The sequence below is a fragment of the Streptomyces sp. NPDC008001 genome (assembly GCF_042958085.1).
Lineage (GTDB): Bacteria > Actinomycetota > Actinomycetes > Streptomycetales > Streptomycetaceae > Streptomyces.
The window spans coordinates 323741-343404 of record NZ_JBIBIZ010000002.1 but is presented as its reverse complement, the minus strand read 5'-3'; the positions used below and the strand labels follow the sequence as shown (position 1 = coordinate 343404).

The 19664-nt window shown below is 69.9% G+C and carries 17 protein-coding genes and 1 pseudogene; 9 read left to right on the top strand and 9 right to left on the bottom strand.

Annotation, left to right across the window (positions count from 1 at the left end; translation table 11 throughout):
* Positions 1-18 precede the first annotated feature (18 nt).
* The 6 genes from murJ (at position 19) to trxA (ending at position 7294) form a co-directional block, all read left to right on the top strand.
* A complete protein-coding gene (murJ, locus tag ACFZCD_RS06560; protein WP_391828544.1) occupies positions 19-2256 on the top strand; it encodes a murein biosynthesis integral membrane protein MurJ in 2238 nt (745 codons plus the stop codon).
* A 109-nt stretch (positions 2257-2365) separates the two neighbouring features.
* Entirely contained in the window at positions 2366-4090 is a 1725-nt protein-coding gene (locus ACFZCD_RS06555; protein ID WP_391828542.1) for a protein kinase family protein, read from the top strand.
* Positions 4091-4124: 34 nt separating this feature from the next.
* Positions 4125-4814, top strand: a complete 690-nt coding sequence (gene sigM, locus ACFZCD_RS06550; RefSeq protein WP_391828541.1) for an RNA polymerase sigma factor SigM — start codon at positions 4125-4127, stop codon at positions 4812-4814.
* A gap of 533 nt (positions 4815-5347) precedes the next feature.
* A complete protein-coding gene (locus ACFZCD_RS06545; protein WP_391828539.1) occupies positions 5348-5830 on the top strand; it encodes a hypothetical protein in 483 nt (160 codons plus the stop codon).
* 113 nt (positions 5831-5943) lie between these two features.
* Positions 5944-6912: a thioredoxin-disulfide reductase gene (gene trxB, locus ACFZCD_RS06540; RefSeq protein WP_391828537.1), complete on the top strand. Its 969-nt coding sequence runs from the start codon at positions 5944-5946 to the stop codon at positions 6910-6912.
* Positions 6913-6964: 52 nt separating this feature from the next.
* On the top strand, positions 6965-7294 hold the full coding sequence (gene trxA / locus ACFZCD_RS06535) for a thioredoxin (RefSeq protein WP_391828536.1): 330 nt from the start codon (positions 6965-6967) through the stop codon (positions 7292-7294).
* A 100-nt stretch (positions 7295-7394) separates the two neighbouring features.
* Here trxA and ACFZCD_RS06530 read toward each other — a convergent pair whose 3' ends face one another.
* The 9 genes and pseudogenes from ACFZCD_RS06530 to rpmH form a co-directional block, all read right to left on the bottom strand.
* Positions 7395-8012, bottom strand: a complete 618-nt coding sequence (locus tag ACFZCD_RS06530) for a GNAT family N-acetyltransferase (protein WP_391828534.1) — start codon at positions 8010-8012, stop codon at positions 7395-7397.
* A 298-nt stretch (positions 8013-8310) separates the two neighbouring features.
* Positions 8311-9384 (bottom strand): ParB/RepB/Spo0J family partition protein, encoded by a 1074-nt coding sequence (locus ACFZCD_RS06525; protein WP_391828532.1) that lies wholly within the window; start codon positions 9382-9384, stop codon positions 8311-8313.
* Positions 9381-10400, bottom strand: a complete 1020-nt coding sequence (locus ACFZCD_RS06520; RefSeq protein ID WP_391828530.1) for a ParA family protein — start codon at positions 10398-10400, stop codon at positions 9381-9383. The genes ACFZCD_RS06525 and ACFZCD_RS06520 overlap by 4 nt, the downstream gene beginning before the upstream one ends.
* A gap of 266 nt (positions 10401-10666) precedes the next feature.
* Positions 10667-11377, bottom strand: coding sequence for a 16S rRNA (guanine(527)-N(7))-methyltransferase RsmG (gene rsmG, locus ACFZCD_RS06515; protein ID WP_391828528.1), 711 nt, complete (start codon positions 11375-11377; stop codon positions 10667-10669).
* 155 nt (positions 11378-11532) lie between these two features.
* Positions 11533-12054 carry a protein jag gene (locus ACFZCD_RS06510; protein WP_391828526.1) on the bottom strand — a complete coding sequence of 174 codons (522 nt, stop codon included), beginning with the start codon at positions 12052-12054 and terminating at the stop codon, positions 11533-11535.
* Positions 12055-12068: 14 nt separating this feature from the next.
* Positions 12069-13202, bottom strand: coding sequence for a membrane protein insertase YidC (gene yidC / locus ACFZCD_RS06505; RefSeq protein WP_391828524.1), 1134 nt, complete (start codon positions 13200-13202; stop codon positions 12069-12071).
* Between the two features lie 3 nt (positions 13203-13205).
* Entirely contained in the window at positions 13206-13523 is a 318-nt protein-coding gene (gene yidD / locus ACFZCD_RS06500; protein WP_391828522.1) for a membrane protein insertion efficiency factor YidD, read from the bottom strand.
* Between the two features lie 62 nt (positions 13524-13585).
* Positions 13586-13954, bottom strand: a pseudogene (gene rnpA, locus ACFZCD_RS06495) (ribonuclease P protein component); the annotation flags it as partial.
* A gap of 28 nt (positions 13955-13982) precedes the next feature.
* A complete protein-coding gene (gene rpmH / locus ACFZCD_RS06490; protein ID WP_003949374.1) occupies positions 13983-14120 on the bottom strand; it encodes a 50S ribosomal protein L34 in 138 nt (45 codons plus the stop codon).
* Between the two features lie 421 nt (positions 14121-14541).
* On the opposite strand from rpmH, the gene dnaA reads away from it, so the two are divergent.
* The 3 genes from dnaA to gnd all read left to right on the top strand — a co-directional run bounded on the left by dnaA (position 14542) and on the right by gnd (position 19650).
* Positions 14542-16467, top strand: a complete 1926-nt coding sequence (gene dnaA / locus ACFZCD_RS06485) for a chromosomal replication initiator protein DnaA (protein WP_391828520.1) — start codon at positions 14542-14544, stop codon at positions 16465-16467.
* 903 nt (positions 16468-17370) lie between these two features.
* Positions 17371-18501: a DNA polymerase III subunit beta gene (gene dnaN, locus ACFZCD_RS06480; protein ID WP_391828518.1), complete on the top strand. Its 1131-nt coding sequence runs from the start codon at positions 17371-17373 to the stop codon at positions 18499-18501.
* A gap of 273 nt (positions 18502-18774) precedes the next feature.
* Positions 18775-19650, top strand: a complete 876-nt coding sequence (gene gnd / locus ACFZCD_RS06475; protein ID WP_391828516.1) for a phosphogluconate dehydrogenase (NAD(+)-dependent, decarboxylating) — start codon at positions 18775-18777, stop codon at positions 19648-19650.
* Positions 19651-19664 lie beyond the last annotated feature (14 nt).

Genomic DNA, 19664 nt, shown 5'->3' with positions numbered 1-19664 from the left:
CGATGAGGTGGGGTAGCGATGAACGCGCCGTACGACGGTGACCGCGGGCAGGGCGCGGGTGGTGAGCAGCGGGGTCAGTACCCGCCGCCCCCGCCTGCCCCCGGCACGCCCCGCCAGGGCCCGTACGCCCGGGATCCCTACCTGCGGGACGCCTACGCGTCCGAGCCCTACCCGGGGCACGACCCGGCCGCCCAGGACCCGGTGAGCGACGCACTGTACGACCGCGCCGCATCCCCGGCGCCGCCCGGCACGTACCGCAACACCTACCCGCTGCAGCAGGGCCCCGACACGGGCTCGCGCCCTTGGCCGCCGGCCTCCGGCGGGCCCGAGGGCTCGCCGGGCTTCCCCGCCTCCGGTGACGCCGACGCCACGCAGCCGTTCGCGGCCGTGGACGGCTTCGCCGACCGGCCGGGGGAGGACGGCCCCCAGCGGGACGCGTTCGCCCACCTCTACCGCGACCAGCAGCAGCCCTACGAGCCGCCGCGGCCGCCGGGACAGCAGATCCCGGCGCCGGGGCAGTACGGCTCGCCCGTGCCGCCGCCGAACGTGCCGGGCGCCGAACCGGCTGCGGAGCCGGAGCCCGCCGCGGCTGCGGCACCGGCGCCGGCCAAGGGCGGCAAGGCGGCGAGCCTGCTGAAGTCGAGCGCCCTGATGGCGGCGGGCACGATGGTCTCCCGCATCCTGGGCTTCGCCCGGAACCTCGTGATGGCGGCGGCGATCGGCGTCGGCACGCTCAACGACGGCTACCAGGTCGCGAACACCCTGCCGACGATGATCTACATCCTCGTCGCCGGCGGTGCGCTCAACGCCGTCTTCATCCCGCAGCTGGTCCGCGCGATGAAGAACGACGAGGACGGCGGAGAGGCGTACGCCAACCGCCTGCTCACCCTCGTCATCGTGCTGCTGGCGGGCGTCACCACCGTCTGTGTGCTGGGCGCCCCGCTCTTCATCCGGATGATGTCGCCGACCATCGCCGACGACCCCACCCGCATGGACGTGGCGGTCGCCTTCGCCCGCTACTGCGTGCCGACCATGTTCTTCATGGGCGTGCACGTCGTCATGGGGCAGATCCTCAACGCGCGCGGAAAGTTCGGCGCGATGATGTGGACCCCGGTCCTCAACAACATCATCATCATCGCCACCTTCGGTTCGTTCATCTGGGCCTTCGGACCGGCCCACACCAGCAACATCAGCTCCGAGACCATCACGCCCGAGGGCATCCGCCTGCTCGGCATCGGAACCCTGCTGGGCCTCGTCGTCCAGGCCCTCGCGATGCTCCCCTACCTGCGCGACGCCGGTTTCCGCATCCGGCCGCGCTTCGACTGGCGGGGGCAGGGGCTCGGCAAGGCCGCCGGCCTCGCCAAGTGGACGTTCTTCTTCGTCCTCGCGAACCAGGCCGGTCTCGTCGTCGTCACTCAGCTCGCCACCAAGGCGGGCGCCCTGGCGGAGAAGGCGCACCAGCCGGGCACCGGCATCACCGCCTACAACTTCGCGCTGCAGCTCTGGCAGATGCCGCAGGCCATCATCACCGTCTCGGTGATGACCGCGGTGCTCCCCCGGATCTCCCGCGCCGCCCACGACGGCGACGCCTCCGCCGTCCGCGACGACCTCTCCCACGGTCTGCGCACCTCGGCCGTCGCCATCGTGCCGTGTGCCTTCGCCTTCCTGGCGCTGGGCGTTCCCATGTCGACGCTGATGTTCGGCAGCGGCTCCGGAACCACCGCCGCCACCAACATCGGCTTCATCCTCATGGCGTTCGCCCTCGGCCTGATCCCGTACTCCGCGCAGTACGTCATCCTGCGCGGCTTCTACGCCTACGAGGACACCCGCACCCCCTTCTACAACACGGTGATCGTCGCGGCCGTCAACGCCGCCGCCTCCTTCGTGAGCTACCTCGTCCTCCCCGCCCGATGGGCCGTGGCGGGCATGGCCTTCTCCTACGGACTCGGCTACGCCGTCGGTGTCGGTGTGGCGTGGCGCCGCCTGCGTACCCGCCTCGGTGGCGACCTGGACGGCTCGCGCGTCATCCGGACGTACGCCCGCCTCGCGGGGGCGTGCATTCCGGCGGCTCTCATCGGCGGGGCCGTCTCCTACGGGATCGGCGAGGTGCTCGGCCTGGGCGTGCTCGGTTCGCTCGCCTCCCTGATCGGTGGCGGTCTGGCCTTGATCGGCGTCTTCTACGTCGCCGCGAAGCGGATGCGGATCGAGGAGCTGACGGCCATGGTCGGTATGGTCCGCGGGCGTCTCGGACGCTGACGGAAGCACAACCTTCGCCCGCCGCCGCGTGTCGTGCATAGCGCTGGACTGTGGGCACAATTGTCTTGGCTGTGGACGGCGTGCAACGGATGGGGAGGCAGGAACGACGGTGGCAGAACGGAGCACAGCTGCCGTCGACGTGGCAGGCAACAGCGGCGGTGAGCCGCTGACCGCCAAGGCGGGCAAGGCCACGGCCGACGGGGCGGAGGCCGCGATCACGCCCGGCAGCCACAAGGACGCCGGGCGCACGGACGGCAAGAAGAAGGACGCCGAAAAGCCCGCGCGCGACGACCGGACCACCGAACTGCACAGCGGCCACAAGCTCGCCAAGCGGTACCGCTTGGAGGAGTGCGTCACCCGTCTGGAGGGATTCAGCAGCTGGCGTGCGGTGGACGAGAAGCTCCGCCGCGCCGTGGGCGTCCACCTCCTGCCCGCCGACCACCCCCGCGCCCGCCCCGTCCTCGCCGCCGCCCGCTCGGCCGCCCTCCTCGGTGACCCCCGCTTCGTCCAGGTCCTCGACGCCGTCGAGGAGAACGACCTGGTCTACGTGGTGCACGAGTGGCTGCCCGACGCCACCGAGCTCACCAACGTTTTCGCCGCCGGCCCCATGGAGCCGCACGACGCCTACCAGCTCGTGAGCCAGGTGTCCCAGGCCATGGCCGCCGCCCACCGCGAAGGCCTCGCGCACCTGCGCCTCCACCCCGGCTCCGTGCTGCGCACGGGCACCGGGCAGTACCGCATCCGCGGCCTCGCCGTCATGGCCGCCCTCCGGGGCATCACGTCCGACCACCCCCAGCAGACCGACACCGAGGCCATCGGTGCCCTCCTCTACGCCGCGCTCACCCAGCGCTGGCCGTACGAGGACAGCGCGCACGGCCTGCCCGGTCTGCCCAAGGGCGTCGGCCTGATCGCCCCCGACCAGGTCCGCGCCGGCGTCCACCGCGGCCTGTCCGAGCTCGCCATGCGCGCGCTCGTCAACGACGGCTCCACCGCGTCACGGCAGGAGAAGCCGTGCACGACGCCGGAGGAGCTGTCCAAGGCCGTCGCGGCGATGCCGCGCATCCGGCCCCCGGAGTCGTCCTTCGCCGGTCCGCCCAGCGGCTACCAGCGCCCGCACGCGTACGGCCAGCAGCCGCCGCACGGCGGCGGGGCCACGGGTCCGCTTCCGGTGCCCCCGCCGCCCCCGCTGCAGGGCCGCACCGGGCGCGCGCTCAAGTGGAGCGTCGCCGCCCTGCTGATCGCCGCCCTGGGCCTGGCCAGCTGGCAGCTCGCGGACACGCTCCTGAAGGACGGCCAGGAGGACCGCCCGCAGATCTCCGAGTCGACGGGGGACGACGACCAGAAGCCGACCGGCGATCCGATAAAGATCATCGATGCCCGGGAGTACGCTCCGGACGGCACCCCGCAGCACGAAGACCTGGTCAAGAACACGTACACCCCGTACGACGACGTCGCGAAGACGTGGCGCTCGCGCAGCTACCGCGAGGGCCCCTCGCTGGCCCAGTACAAGGGCGGCGTCGGGATCGTCTACGACCTCGGCAGCAAGCAGAAGCTCAGCTCCGCGGACATCAAGCTGCTCTACGGCGGCGACCACACCGATGTGTCGCTCTACGCGGCGAAGTCCCTCAGCAGCACCGACCCGCTGACGTCGCTGAAGAAGCTGACGAACAAGCGGACGTCGACCGATTCGATAAACCTCTCCCTCAAGAAGCCGTTCGAGACCCGGTACGTCGTCCTGTGGATCACCGCGGCGCCTTACTCTGGCGCTGACCAGAACACCTTTGCCGGTGATGGTTACAAGCAGGGCATCAGGAACGTGAAGTTCACCGGCTGACGCTCGCAACGGACCTCAGGGGGAGGGCTCGACGGTGGACGACGCCTCGCGTGACGGCCTGAGCGATGCCGATCTCCTCGCCCGGCACGTCGCCGGCGACCCCGATGCCTTCGGCGAGATCGTGCGCCGGCACCGCGACCGCCTCTGGGCCGTCGCCCTGCGGACGCTCGGCGACCGGGAGGAAGCCGCGGACGCCGTGCAGGACGCGCTGGTCTCCGCCTATCGCGCCGCACACACCTTCCGCGGGCAGTCCGCCGTCACCACCTGGCTGCACCGCATCACCGTCAACGCCTGCCTGGACCGCGCCCGCAAGGCCGCCTCACGGCGGACGGCGCCGCTCGCCGAGACCGAGCGGCTTGAGCAGCTCATCGAACCCCACGAGTCGGCCGCCGCGCCCGCGGAGCGTGGTGACCTGCACCGGGAGCTGGTGCAGGCCCTGGCCACCCTGCCTCCCGACCAGCGCGCGGCCCTCGTCCTGGTGGACATGCAGGGGTATCCCGTGGCGGAAGCGGCCGAGGTGCTGGACGTGCCCGTGGGCACGGTGAAGAGCCGCTGTGCACGGGGAAGAGCCCGTCTGCTGCCGATCCTCACCCATCTGCGTCCCCGCGGCGGGGGTAGCCCACCGTCCGACGGGGGAAGGAACCGGTCGCAAGGGACGTCCGTCCCACCACCGGCAGGACAGAGCGACACAGATCCAGTGAAGGGCGGAGGTGGGCGAGCGTGACTTCGATGACCGGCACGGATGGGCACCCGGAGGTCGCGGAGATCTCCGCGCTCACCGAGGGGGTGCTCTCACCGGCACGTACCGCGGATGTCCGGGAGCACCTGGCAGTCTGTGAGCTGTGTGAGGACGTCCGCAGCTCCCTGGACGAGATCCGGGGCGCGCTGGGGACGCTTCCCGGCCCCTCCCGGATGCCCACGGACATCGCCAGCCGTATCGATGCCGCCCTGGCCGCCGAGGCGCTGCTGGACTCGACCACGCCGCCCCACGGCGTTCCTGTTTCACGTGAAACAGGAACACGTGAAACAGGAACGCTGAACTCTTCGGCCTCGGGTCCGGGGAGCGCTCCTCGGGAGTCCGCAGCACATGAACCCGAGATCCGCGTTTCACGTGAAACCGGGAGCCGCGTTTCACGTGAAACAAGCGGGCGCGCTCCCGAGCGTCCTCTCGGTCGCCCCCGGAGCGCGACCGGCCCCGGCAAGCAGACGCCGCCGTCCCGGGGGCGGCGGAGCGGTCGCGCCCGGCGCTGGCCGACGGTGCTGCTCGGAAGCGCCTGTGTCGCGGCCGCGATCAGCGTGGGTGCGATCTTCCTGCAGCCCGGTGGTACGGACGAGCCCCGGCAGACGCCCGCCAAGGGCCGCGAGAGCCACGCGCCCGCGCCCGCCCTCGCCTCCGGTGATCTCACGGCGCGGGTGCAGGAGCTCCTGAGGCCGTCGCCGTTCAGCGCCAACGAGGCCCGCGGGAAGACCGCCGAGTCCCCGGAGACCCCGCCGGGCGCGACCCTGAACGACCCGGGCGGGGCGGCACCGCTCTGCGTCCGGCAGGGCATCGGCCGCCCGGAGCAGGCCCTGGTCTCCCAGCCGGAGACCTATCAGGGTGAGGACGCCTATCTCGTCGTTCTGCCGCACCCCGGGGACGGCACGCGCGTGGACGCCTATGTGGTCTCTGCCACCTGCGTCGATGCGGGCGGCGCCACGCCGGGCAGGGTATTGCTGACCGAGACGCTGCCACGCGCCTGAGCCGTACCGGCCGCAGCAGGCGCTCACGGGAATGCTTGCCCCGTAGGATCCGTTGGGTGGGGTGAACCCCCTCAAGGACCCGAGACAGCAGTCGGCAGACAAGGAAGACTCCCGTGAGCGACGTCCGCAACGTGATCATCATCGGCTCCGGGCCCGCGGGCTACACGGCCGCGCTCTACACCGCCCGCGCCTCGCTGAAGCCGCTGGTCTTCGAGGGCGCCGTGACCGCCGGTGGTGCCCTGATGAACACCACCGATGTCGAGAACTTCCCCGGCTTCCGTGACGGGATCATGGGTCCGGACCTCATGGACAACATGCGGGCGCAGGCCGAGCGCTTCGGCGCCGAGCTGGTCCCGGACGACATCGTCGCGGTCGACCTCAGCGAGGAGATCAAGACCGTCACGGACTCCGCCGGCACCGTGCACCGCGCCAAGGCCGTGATCGTCACCACCGGCTCGCAGCACCGCAAGCTCGGTCTGCCGCGCGAGGACGAGCTGTCCGGCCGCGGTGTCTCCTGGTGCGCCACCTGCGACGGCTTCTTCTTCAAGGACCAGGACATCGCCGTCGTCGGCGGCGGCGACACCGCGATGGAGGAGGCCACCTTCCTCTCGCGGTTCGCCAAGTCCGTCACCGTCGTCCACCGCCGTGACACCCTGCGGGCCAGCAAGGCCATGCAGGAGCGCGCCTTCGCCGACCCGAAGATCTCCTTCGTGTGGGACAGCGAAGTCGCGGAGATCCACGGCGAGGGCAAGCTCTCGGGCCTGACCCTGCGCAACCTCAAGACCGGCGAGACCTCCCAGCTGCCGGTGACCGGCCTGTTCATCGCGATCGGCCACGACCCGCGCACCGAGCTCTTCAAGGGCCAGCTGGAGCTGGACGACGAGGGCTACCTCAAGGTGGACGCCCCGTCGACCCGCACCAACCTGACCGGTGTCTTCGCCGCCGGCGACGTCGTGGACCACACCTACCGCCAGGCGATCACCGCCGCCGGCACGGGCTGCTCCGCCGCGCTGGACGCCGAGCGCTTCCTCGCCTCTCTCTCGGACAGCGAGCACGTTCGCGAGCCCGAGAAGACCGCCTGACCCCACCCCCCAAACCCCGCCCCCCCCACGCAGAGAATGTAAGGAGACCTCCGTGGCTCTCAAGGCTGTGACCGACGCATCCTTCGACGAGGACGTCCTCAAGAGCGACAAGCCCGTTCTGGTGGACTTCTGGGCCGAGTGGTGCGGTCCGTGCCGCCAGATCGCCCCGTCCCTGGAGGCGATCGCGGCCGAGCACGGCGACAAGATCGAGATCGTCAAGCTCAACATCGATGAGAACCCGACCACCGCCGCCAAGTACGGCGTGATGTCGATTCCGACCCTCAACGTCTACAGCGGCGGCGAGGTCGTCCAGACGATCGTCGGCGCCAAGCCGAAGGTCGCCCTGGAGCGCGAGCTGGACAGCTTCCTCAGCGCGAAGTGAGCCGTCGCTGTTTCACGTGAAACAGCGGCTTCGACGTGTGAAACGGGTCCGGCCCTTGCGGGGGCCGGACCCGTTCGCGTGCCCGGCGGCAGTGAACCCGTCACAGCGGCCGTAGCGCGGGCTCCTTCTGCACCGCGCCCAGCAGACGGTCCAGCGCGAGCTCGACGTCCTCCTTCCAGGAGAGCGCCGTCCTGAGCTCCAGGCGCAGCCGCGGATAGCGGGGGTGCGGACGCACCGTCTTGAAGCCGACGGCCAGGAGGTGATCGGCCGGCAGCACACAGGCCGGTTCCTTCCACCGCGCGTCGGCGAACGCCTCGATGGCCTTGAACCCCCGTCGCAGGACGTCCTTGGCGACGGTCTGCACCATCATCCGGCCGAGGCCCTGCCCCTGGAACCCCGGCGTCAGCCAGGCCGTCATCAGCTGGACGGCGTCCGCCGCGACGGGGCTCGTGGAGAAGGCGGCCGAACGGGGGACGTAGGCGGGCGGCGCGTAGAGCACGAAGCCCACCGGGACCTCATCCACGTAGGCCACGCGGCCGCAGGAACCCCACTCCAGGAGGACCCCGGAGATCCAGGCCTCCTTCTCCAGCTCGGGGCGGCCGGCCTTCAGCGCCGCTTCGCCGCTGACGGGGTCGAGTTCCCAGAAGACGCAGGAGCGACAGCGCTGGGGGAGGTCCGGGAGATTGTCCAGCGTGAGCGGTACGAGCCGACGCCCCATGGAGCCAATTCCTCACTTCCGTCGCGTGCCATGCCCCGGGCGGCGCTCAACGCGCTCCGCTCCCGGAGGAGGCTGCCGACGAATCCGCCGACTGCTCCCAGGCCGAAGCCTGTTGCCACGAGTCCGGTCCGGCTCACCAATCGCATGGCCCCGCCCCTCCGCGAACTGTGTCAACGTGGTTGCGCCATACCCCAACGCATCGTATCCGGGGAGGGGTTGAGCGAACAGCGGGACAAGGCAAAGGGCGGGTGGTGTTTCACGTGAAACACCACCCGCCCTTTGCCCGGCCCGACCGGTATCAGTCCTCGTCGTCGGCCGAGAGCTTCTGTTCCAGGACGCGCCCCTCGCCCGGGGCCAGCGTGCCCAGGATGCGCTCCAGATCCTCCATCGAGGCGAACTCGACGACGATCTTGCCCTTCTTCTGCCCGAGGTCCACCTTCACCCGGGTCTCGAAGCGGTCCGACAGCCGAGTGGCGAGATCGGTCAGGGCCGGGGAGACGCGGGCGCCGGCGCGGGGCCCCTTGGGTTTGGCCGAGCCCTTCGTCTCCCGCTTCAGCAGGGTCACGATCTCTTCCACGTTACGCACCGACAGCCCTTCGGCCACGATGCGCTTGGCGATCCGAATCTGCTCCTCGGGGTCCTCTACGGAGATCAGTGCCCGGGCGTGACCGGCCATCAGCACGCCGGATGCGACCTTGCTCTGCACCTCAGGAGAGAGCTTGAGCAGCCGCAGCGTGTTGGACACCAGAGAACGCGACCGTCCGATGCGGTCCGCCAGCTCCTCATGGGTGCAGTTGAAGTCCTTGAGCAGCTGGTCGTACGCAGCCGCCTCCTCAAGGGGATTCAGCTGCGCACGGTGCAGGTTCTCCAGGAGGGCGTCGAGAAGGAGCTTCTCGTCCTCGGTCGCCCGGACGATGGCCGGGATGGCTTCCAGGCCGGCTTCCCTCGATGCCCTCCACCGGCGCTCGCCCATGATGAGCTCGTAGCGCTCAGAGCCCACACGCCGTACGACCACGGGCTGGAGCAGGCCCACCTCACGGATGGAGTGGACCAGCTCGGCCATGGCATCCGTATTGAAGTCGTCCCTCGGCTGCCGCGGATTGGGCGTGATCGCATCCAGCGGCAGCTCAGCGAAGTACGCCCCGGTTCCCCGGATCTCCTCCCCCTCCGTTTCACGTGAAACGGAGACCTCGGTCACCGGCAGCGTGGTCACCTTGGCCGCCGCCACCCCTCGCTCCGGCGTGAGAACCGGCACCGCGGCGGGGGACGTCGCGCCCGCCCCCATGACCGGGGCGGCGCTCTCCGTCGCCTTCGGCGCCGCTGGAATCAGGGCACCGAGCCCACGGCCCAGTCCTCTACGTCGATCGCTCACTGCAGCCCCTCCGACATGCTGTGCTGGTCTTGCTGTTGCTGGCGGCCCACGAGGTGAGCCATGCTCCCGTCGTAACGTACGCCGACCCCCCGCAGCGCGATCTCCCGGGCTGCCTCCAGGTAGGAGAGGGCTCCGCTGGAGCCCGGGTCGTACGTCAGGACCGTCTGTCCGTAGCTAGGCGCCTCGGAGATCCGGACGGACCGGGGAATGCTCGTCCGGAGCACCTCGTGACCGAAGTGGGTGCGCACTTCCTCGGCCACCTGCGACGCCAGCCGGGTCCGCCCGTCGTACATCGTCAGCAGGATCGTCGAGACGTGGAGCGTGGGGTTGAGATGCCCCCGCACCAGCTCGACGTTGCGCAGCAGCTGGCCGAGGCCTTCCAGGGCGTAGTACTCGCACTGGATGGGGATCAGCACCTCGGCGCCCGCGACCAGTGCGTTGACCGTCAGCAGGCCGAGCGAGGGCGGGCAGTCGATCAGGATGTAGTCCAGCGGCTGCTCATAGGCCTTGATCGCACGGTCGAGCCGGCTCTCACGGGCGACGAGCGAGACCAGCTCGATCTCGGCACCGGCCAGGTCGATCGTGGCGGGCGCACAGAAGAGGCCCTCCACGTCGACGACCGGCTGCACCACGTCGGCGAGCTTCTTGCTGTCCACCAGGACGTCGTAGATCGACGGGACCTCGGCGTGGTGGTCGATGCCCAGGGCCGTCGAGGCATTGCCCTGGGGATCGAGGTCGATGACCAGCACGCGGTTGCCGTGCAGGGCCAGTGAGGCCGCCAGGTTCACGGTCGTCGTGGTCTTGCCCACGCCGCCCTTCTGGTTGGCGACCACCATGACCCGGGTGTGGTCCGGCCTGGGCATCGGGGGCGGCGTTTCACGTGAAACAAGCTCACCCGCAGAGTCGGCGGGGCGGGGACCGGGGACCGGGTCGGCCATCGGCCCCGCGATATTGGCGTCGGACCGCAAGGATTCACTCTCCTCGACATCAGGCTCGCAATGGACAGAGCCTGCCATGCTTTCGGGGTTGTGAACCAGCGAGCCCTGTTCTCCTGTGGATGAATCCAGGATTCCTGTGGATACACCGGCGTCACCGGCGTACTCGGACGCCCGGTGGCCGCGCGGTACGGCCGCGCGACCCCGGTCGATGATTCCCTGCAGCAGTGAGCGTCGTTTCACGTGAAACACGATGCAGCGCACGCTGGGCGCCGGAGTGACGACACTCCGCTACAGGTAGGTTTGGCAGGTTGTATGGAGCATTGTCCTGCTCCCCAAGGGTGACCTCAGCGCCGGCGCCGCGAGCGGCCCGCCGCCTTGGCCCGCTTGGCGGCGAAGCGCACACCGCCCGGGCTCTCCCCCACCTCGACCCGCACCAGCGTGGACGGCGGATCCACGACGCCCTGGCCGACCTGCAGGATCGAGGTCCGCACGACACCGAGCTTGCTGAGCGCCGCACGGGCGCCCTTCAGCTCCTCCTCCGCCGTATCGCCCTTGAGGGCGAGCATCTCGCCGTACGGACGCAGCAGGGGCACGCCCCAGCCCGCCAGCCGGTCCAGCGGGGCCACGGCCCGCGCGGTGACGACGTGCACCGGCTGCACCTTGCCGAGCATCTCCTCGGCGCGGCCACGGACGACCGTGACGTGGTCCAGGCCCAGCAGCTCCACGACCTCCTGCAGGAACGTCGTACGGCGCAGCAGGGGCTCCAGGAGCGTGATCTGCAGGTCGGGCCGGACCAGGGCCAGCGGGATGCCGGGCAGCCCGGCGCCGGAGCCCACGTCGCACACGGAGACGCCGTCCGGGACGGCCTCGGAGAGCACCGCGCAGTTCAGCAGGTGCCGCTCCCACAGCCGCGGAACCTCTCGGGGACCGATGAGACCTCGCCGTACGCCCGCGTCCGCGAGCACCTCGGCGTACCGAACGGCCTCCGGCAGGCGGTCACCGAATACCTCCCGTGCCTCCGGGGGCGCCGGGGGGAGCTCCGCTGCCTCATCCACGGGAAACCGTCCTTCCGTACGACGTCTCTCTGAGCATCACTGGAATCAGAGTCTGAATATCAGGCTGACAAGGATCGGCCCCGCCTGCGAGCAGACGGGGCCGGACACACCTAGAAGTGGGATCGGGAAAGCCGGGGAGCCGGGCGGGGAACCGCTCAGGCCGGGAGGACGACGACGAAGCGCTGCGGCTCCTCGCCCTCGGACTCGCTGCGCAGGCCCTCGGCGGCCACGGCGTCGTGGACGACCTTGCGCTCGAAGGGCGTCATCGGGTCCAGCTTGACCGGGCTGCCGGTGCTGCGGGCCTCGGCGGCCGCCTGGGCGCCCACCTTCGCCAGCTCCTCGCGCTTGCGGGCGCGGAAGCCGGCGATGTCCAGCATGAGCCGGCTGCGGTCGCCGGTCTCCCGGTTCACGGCCAGCCGGGTGAGCTCCTGGAGCGCCTCCAGCACCTCACCGTCGCGGCCGACGAGCTTCTGCAGGTCACGGCTGGTCGAGTCGCTGATGATCGACACCGCGGCGCGGTCCGCCTCGACGTCCATGTCGATGTCGCCGTCGAGGTCGGCGATGTCGAGCAGGCCTTCGAGATAGTCGGCCGCGATCTCGCCCTCCTGCTCGAGGCGGGACAGGGTGTCGGTGCCCTCGGCGGCGACACCGCTGTTCTGGCGCTGCGTGTCCGTCACAGTGGACTCCTTCATCACTTCTTGGAGGGGTGCTTGGGCCGCTGCGGGCCGCTCTTGCGCTGCCCGGGCTTGCCGCCCGCCTTGGCGTCCTTCGTGCCGCCGGCGGCCTTGGCGTCCTGCGAGGCCTCCTGCTTCTTCTCCATCGAGGGCTTGCCCTCGTCGGAGGCGGCGGTGGTCCCGGCGTCGGCCGAGGTGGCGGAGGGCGTGGCGGTGGCCGTGCCGACCTGGCGCTTGGCCTTGGTCTGGCGCTTGGGCTGCTGACGCTTGGCGCGAGCGGCCTCGACGGCCTTGCGCGCCTCGACCTCGGCCGGGTCCTCCGTGAGCTTGCCCTTGGCCCGCAGGCGCTCCTGGCGCTGCTTGAAGGCGAGGCTGCCCGGGGTGGGGTTACGGCGGATGACGAACATCTGCTGGCCCAGGGTCCACACGTTGGTGGTCAGCCAGTAGACGAGGACACCGACGGGGAAGTTGATGCCGAGGACGGCGAAGATCAGCGGGAAGACGTACATCAGCATCTTCTGCTGCTGCATGAACGGCGTCTTCACCGAGAGGTCGACGTTCTTCGTCATCAGCTGGCGCTGCGTGAAGAACTGCGACAGCGACATCAGGACGATCATGGTGACCGTGACGACGCGCACGTCCAGCAGCGAGGCGCCGAAGGACTCGACCTTGGCCGCGGAGTCCATGAACTTCACCGACAGCGGGGCGCCGAAGATGTGCGCCTGCCGCGCGCTGTCTAGCAGCGTCTGGTCGATGACACCGACCGTCTTGCCCTGCGCGATGTGGTTCAGGACCTGGTACAGCGAGATGAAGAAGGGCGACTGGGCCAGGATCGGGAGACAGCTCGAGAGAGGGTTGGTGCCCGTCTCCTTGTAGAGCTTCATCATCTCTTCGGACTGGCGCTGCTTGTCGCTCTTGTAGCGCTCCTGGATGGCCTTCATCTTCGGCTGGAGCGCCTGCATGTTCCGCGTGGCCTTGATCTGCTTCACGAAGAGCGGGATCAGGCAGATACGGATCAGGACCACCAGGGAGACGATGGACAGACCCCACGCCCAGCCGCTGTTCTTGTCGAAGACAAGGCTGTACAGCGAATGGAACTGGACGATGATCCAGGAAACTGCGTAATAGAGGGGACCGAGGATCGTGTCCACGAATCAGGCTCCTTGGGCGTTGGGCTGAGTCTCGGGCTGTGCGGCAGGCCCCGAGGCGGGGTTCCCACCCAGTCGGCTCCTCAGCCGCTGGTGCCAGACCGGACGCTTCCGGGGAGGTACGTGGTCGACGCCACCGAGCGACCACGGGTTGCAGCGCAGGATGCGCCAGGCCGTCAGCGCCGTTCCTTTGACCGCGCCGTGCACGTCAATGGCCGTGTAGCCATAGTGCGAGCACGACGGGTAGTACTTGCAGACCGGGCCCAGGAGCGGGCTGATGGTCCACTGATAGATCTTGATCAACCACAGCAGCGGATACTTCACCGTGCGCTCCCTCCCTGGCTTCGGCCAAGGTCCCGGGGAGTGTCCCCGGGGGGATCGGAACGGCGCGGCACCCCTCCCAACAGCCGCTGCAGTGCGGTGTCAAGATCACGGGCCAGCTCATCGTGGTCCGCCTCGCCCGAGCCGGGCAGGGCCCGTACCACCACCAGGCTACCGGCGGGCAGCTGATCGAGCCGGTCACGCATGAGGTGGCGAAGCCTGCGCTTCACCAGATTGCGGACTACGGCGACGCCGACGGCCTTGCTGACGACGAAACCCGCACGCACCGGGGGAACACTCTCCCCAGGTGTGTGCGGGTCCGTTGTACCGCTACGGAGGTGGACGACGAGGAGCGGGCGGCCGGCCCTGCGTCCTCGGCGCACCGCGGTCGCAAAGTCCTCGCGCCGCCTCAGCCGATTGTCGGTAGGCAGCACGGCATGGACCTATTGGTCGTCAGGCCGCTCAGGCCGACAGGCGGGCGCGACCCTTGCCACGGCGGGACGCGAGGATCGCGCGGCCGGCACGGGTGCGCATGCGCAGGCGGAAGCCGTGGGTCTTCGCGCGGCGGCGGTTGTTCGGCTGGAAGGTGCGCTTGCTCACTCGGGGGCTCCAGAAATGAATCGGTGGTGGCGGGACATCGCCTGGCTGTCACCGTGCGCCCACGAGAAGCTCGCAACGCCCGAGTGCACCGCTTCTTGACCGCGTACAGACTCGACGCGATCTTTGCCCATCGGAGGCAGGCGGCAGCAGCCATCGACAACTCGACCTGGTCACGGTACGCGCGGCTACGCCATTCGGTCAAACCGGCAGCGCACCAGGGATACACCGTAGCCCGCCGCAGGCCGAGGGGACGACACGGCTCGCGCCATGGCACATTTGTACACACCCTGTGGACAACGACTTGAACCACGCACCGCGGGCTGACTACCGTGGCTGAACTCCGAATCCTTCCCGCCCGTCCCGAGAACCACACATTCGTGGGACTGACGGGGCGCCCCCAGTGACTGAGAGAGCGTGCCCTGTGGCTGACCTGCCTGCCGATCTTGCCGCAGTGTGGCCGCGCGTGCTCGACCAGCTCCTGGGCGAGGGCCGGGACAAGCGCGGCCAGGGCGTGGAGACCAAGGACGAGCACTGGATCAAGCGGTGCCAGCCGCTGGCCCTCGTCGCGGACACCGCCCTGCTGGCCGTGCCCAACGAATTCGCCAAGGGCGTACTCGAGGGCCGGCTCGCGCCGCTCGTCAGCGAGGCGCTCACCCGCGAGTGCGGCCGCCCCATCCGGATCGCGATCACCGTCGACGACTCCGCGGCCGAGCCCCCGGCCGAGCGCCCCCAGGCCCCGCAGCAGTCCCGCTACGACGAGTCCGCGACCCGGGGCGGCGGCCAGGGCCGGGACGCCTACGAGCCCCGCGACGACTACGAGAGCTTCGACAACGGCGCCTACGAGGGCCGCGAGAGCTACGGCCGCCAGGCCCCCGCCGACGACCTGCCGTCCGTGCGCCCCGCCTACCCGGACTACCAGCAGCAGCGCCCCGAGCCCGGTGCGTGGCCGCGCCACTCGGCCCCCTCGGGGCCCCCGGTGCCGCCTCCCGGTGACAGGGGCGACAGGAACGACTACAGCTGGCAGCAGCAGCGCCTCGGCGGCTTCGCCGAGGGCGAACGCGACCCGTACGCCTCGCAGCACTCCGGCGGCGGATACGAATCGCAAGGGTCCGACTACCGGACGCAGCCGCCCGAGCGCATGTCGTACGAGCAGCAGCGCCGGGACATGTCCGGTCGCGACATGCCGGGCCGTGACATGCCGGGCCGTGAGGCTCCGGAGGGCCACCAGCGCGGCGAGCGGCCCGAGCGGCCCTCGGGGGGCGCCCCCGGCCCGCTCGCGGCGAAGCCCTCCCCGGCCCCGGGCCCCGGCGAGCCGACCGCCCGCCTGAACCCGAAGTACCTCTTCGACACGTTCGTGATCGGCGCGTCCAACCGCTTCGCGCACGCCGCCGCGGTGGCGGTGGCCGAGGCGCCGGCGAAGGCGTACAACCCCCTCTTCATCTACGGCGAGTCGGGGCTGGGGAAGACCCACCTGCTGCACGCCATCGGGCACTACGCGCGCAGTCTCTATCCGGGCACGCGCGTGCGCTACGTGAGCTCCGAGGAGTTCACCAACGAGTTCATCAACTCCATCCGCGACGGCAAGGCGGACGCGTTCCGCAAGCGCTACCGCGACATGGACATCCTGCTGGTCGACGACATCCAGTTCCTCGCGAGCAAGGAGTCGACGCAGGAGGAGTTCTTCCACACCTTCAACACCCTGCACAACGCCAACAAGCAGATCGTGCTGTCCTCGGACCGGCCGCCCAAGCAGCTGGTGACCCTCGAGGACCGGCTGCGCAACCGCTTCGAGTGGGGCCTCATCACGGACGTCCAGCCGCCCGAGCTGGAGACCCGTATCGCGATCCTCCGCAAGAAGGCCGTGCAGGAGCAGCTGAACGCCCCGCCGGAGGTCCTGGAGTTCATCGCCTCCCGCATCTCGCGCAACATCCGTGAGCTGGAGGGCGCCCTGATCCGGGTGACGGCCTTCGCGAGCCTGAACCGGCAGCCCGTCGACCTGGGCCTGACCGAGATCGTCCTCAAGGACCTGATCCCGGGCGGTGAGGACGCCTCCCCGGAGATCACGGCGCCGGCCATCATGGCCGCGACCGCCGACTACTTCGGGCACACCGTCGAGGACCTGTGCGGCGCTTCGCGCAGCCGGGTTCTGGTGACGGCCCGGCAGATCGCCATGTACCTCTGCCGCGAGCTCACGGACCTGTCGCTGCCGAAGATCGGTGCGCAGTTCGGCGGGCGGGACCACACGACCGTCATGCACGCGGACCGCAAGATCCGGGCGCTGATGGCGGAGCGGCGCTCCATCTACAACCAGGTGACCGAGCTGACCAACCGCATCAAGAACGGCTGACAAGAGCCGCGAGGACCGCCTGAGGGCGCTTCGGGACGCTTCCCGGGGCGCCCTTTTCGCGGTCCCGGAGGCGTGCCGGAGGCAGCTTTGGGACGACTTGGGGACGGCTCGGGGGCTTCCGGGGAGCCTCCAGGGGGCCTCCGGCGTCCACAGCCGTGGACAGCGCTGTTCGATTACGTGCCGCTGACCCGGGGTTCTCCACAGATTCCTCGCCGACCGGCTGTCCACACCCTGGGGACCGCAAAGTTGTCCAGACGCTGTCCACAGAGGAGGCTGTTGACAACTCATCAGTGGAGGTCAGCCGGGTGTGGATTTGTGGCCGACGGGATTCCACAGCCTGTGGATGACGGTGTCACCCACAAGGCGGCATCGCCGCTGTCCACCGGCCGCCCACAGGAGAGTGGATGTTGTACACAGTCTTTCCACACCCCTGTCCACTGTTCGGCAACGAAACACCCCCTCTCACCGCACCGAGTGAAAGGCGTCACACCAAGGTGCCGGATTGGGCTGTGGGGAACCTGGGTAAACCTGGGGACAGCCCTGGGGAGAAGTACCCCCTGCCTGTGCACCGCCTGTGCAGAACTTTCCGTGGTCCACAGCGCACCCCGCTTATCCACCGCCGCCGCCCACAGGCCCGGTGGACAAAAAAGCGGCGCTGAGCTGGGCAAAGGCAGTTTTCCACCGTTTCCACAGGCCCTACTACTACGACCACTGAGATCAAGCGGGGAACTCGTTTCGAAGTGGGTCCTGTGCACAACTCGGCTGCGGACCGCGCCACGCCCTCCGACCCGACTTGACCCCGAGACGCACGAGCTGTCAGCGGTGTGCGTCAGACTGGTCTCCGGCAAGCAGCCGACGAAGAAGCCAGCAGGGCGAGCCAGCAACAAGCAGGAGGCGGTTCCGGTGAAGATCCGGGTGGAGCGCGATGTACTCGCGGAGGCAGTGGCCTGGGCGGCCCGCAGCCTCCCGGCCCGTCCGCCGGTGCCCGTCCTCGCGGGCCTCCTGCTGAAGGCCGAGGACGGCTCCCTGAGCCTCTCCGGCTTCGACTACGAGGTCTCGGCCCGCGTCTCCGTCGACGCGGACGTGGAGGAGGACGGCACCGTCCTCGTCTCCGGCCGCCTCCTCGCCGACATCTGCCGCGCACTTCCCAACAGGCCTGTGGAAATCTCCACCGACGGTGTGCGCGTCACCGTCGTCTGCGGCTCCTCGCGATTCACACTCCACACCCTGCCTGTGGAGGAGTACCCGGCGCTGCCGCAGATGCCCACCGCCACGGGCACCGTCCCTGCCGAGGTCTTCGCCGCCGCGGCCGCGCAGGTCGCCATCGCCGCCGGCCGTGACGACACGCTGCCGGTACTCACCGGTGTCCGCATCGAGATCGAGGGCGACACCGTCACCCTGGCCTCCACCGACCGCTACCGCTTCGCGGTCCGCGAGTTCATGTGGAAGCCCGAGACCCCGGACATCTCCGCGGTCGCCCTGGTCCCCGCCAAGACCCTGCTGGACACCGCCAAGTCGCTCAGCGGCGGCGACGCGGTCTCGATCGCCCTGTCCGGCTCCGGCGCGGGCGAGGGCCTGATCGGCTTCGAGGGCGCCGGCCGCCGTACGACGACGCGTCTGCTCGAGGGCGACCTGCCGAAGTACCGCACGCTCTTCCCGACGGAGTTCAACTCCGTCGCCGTGATCGAGACCGCCCCGTTCGTCGAGGCCGTCAAGCGCGTGGCCCTCGTCGCCGAGCGGAACACCCCGGTGCGGCTGAGCTTCGAGCAGGGCGTGCTGATCCTGGAGGCCGGCTCCAGCGACGATGCACAGGCTGTGGAGCGCGTGGACGCGCAGCTCGACGGCGACGACATCTCGATCGCCTTCAACCCGGGCTTCCTGCTCGAGGGCCTTTCGGCCATCGACTCGCCGGTCGCCCAGCTGTCCTTCACGACGTCGACGAAGCCGGCGCTGCTGAGCGGGAAGCCGGCGGTGGATGCCGAGGCGGATGACGCGTACAAGTACCTGATCATGCCGGTGCGCCTGTCCGGCTGAGGATGGCGGTGAACGGCGCGCGCGCCGAGGCCTCCGGCCGGGAGCGCGAGGGTCGCTCCTCGCAAGAACGCAGCATGCCGGTGCGCCTGTCCGGCTGAGGCTCGCCCTCCCGGGGCTCCGCCCCGGACCCCGGTCCTCAAACGCCGGACGGGCTGATTTTCGTGAGGCCCGTCCGGCGGCCTTTTGAGCGACCCCGCCCCACAGGTGTGCAGCGTCTCCCCGGCGTAGGCTCGGACCCAGGTACGAACCCACTCAAGGCATAGAGGATCACCCATGGAGCTCGGTCTCGTCGGTCTCGGCAAGATGGGCGGCAACATGCGCGAGCGCATCCGCCGCGCAGGCCACACCGTCATCGGATACGACCGCAACCCGGACCTCGCGGATGTCAGCAGCCTCAAGGAACTGGTCGACTCCCTCCAGGGCCCGCGGGTCGTGTGGGTCATGGTCCCCGCGGGTGCCGCCACCCAGTCCACGATCGACGAGCTCGGCGAGCTGCTCTCCCCGGGCGACATCGTCGTCGACGGCGGCAACTCCCGCTGGACCGACGACGAGAAGCACGCCGAGGAGCTGGGTGCCAAGGGCATCGGCTTCGTGGACTGCGGCGTCTCCGGCGGCGTCTGGGGCCTGGAGAACGGCTACGCCCTGATGTACGGCGGCGACCCCGCCAACGTCGCCCGCGTCCAGCCGGTCTTCGACGCGCTCAAGCCCGAGGGTGACTTCGGTGCCGTCCACGCCGGCAAGGTCGGTGCGGGCCACTTCGCCAAGATGGTCCACAACGGCATCGAGTACGCGATGATGCAGGCCTACGCCGAGGGCTGGGAGCTCCTGGAGAAGGTCGACTCCGTCACCGACGTGCGCGAGGTCTTCCGCTCCTGGCAGGAGGGCACGGTCATCCGTTCCTGGCTGCTCGACCTCGCCGTCAACGCCCTCGACGAGGACGAGCACCTCGACAAGCTGCGCGGTTACGCCTCCGACTCCGGCGAGGGCCGCTGGACGGTCGAGGCCGCGATCGACAACGCCGTGCCGCTGCCCGCGATCACCGCGTCGCTCTTCGCCCGCTTCGCGTCCCGCCAGGACGACTCGCCGCAGATGAAGATGATCGCCGCCCTGCGCAACCAGTTCGGCGGTCACGCCGTCGAGAGCAAGTAGCACCAGCGCACCAG

Excerpts from the sequence above, each read along its gene's own strand:
- gnd (WP_391828516.1), top strand. The coding sequence starts at position 18,775 with ATGGAGCTCGGTCTCGTCGGTCTCGGCAAGATGGGCGGCAACATGCGC.
- ACFZCD_RS06520 (WP_391828530.1), bottom strand. The coding sequence starts at position 10,400 with ATGGCAGGCTCTGTCCATTGCGAGCCTGATGTCGAGGAGAGTGAATCC.
- ACFZCD_RS06530 (WP_391828534.1), bottom strand. The coding sequence starts at position 8,012 with ATGGGGCGTCGGCTCGTACCGCTCACGCTGGACAATCTCCCGGACCTC.
- murJ (WP_391828544.1), top strand. The coding sequence starts at position 19 with ATGAACGCGCCGTACGACGGTGACCGCGGGCAGGGCGCGGGTGGTGAG.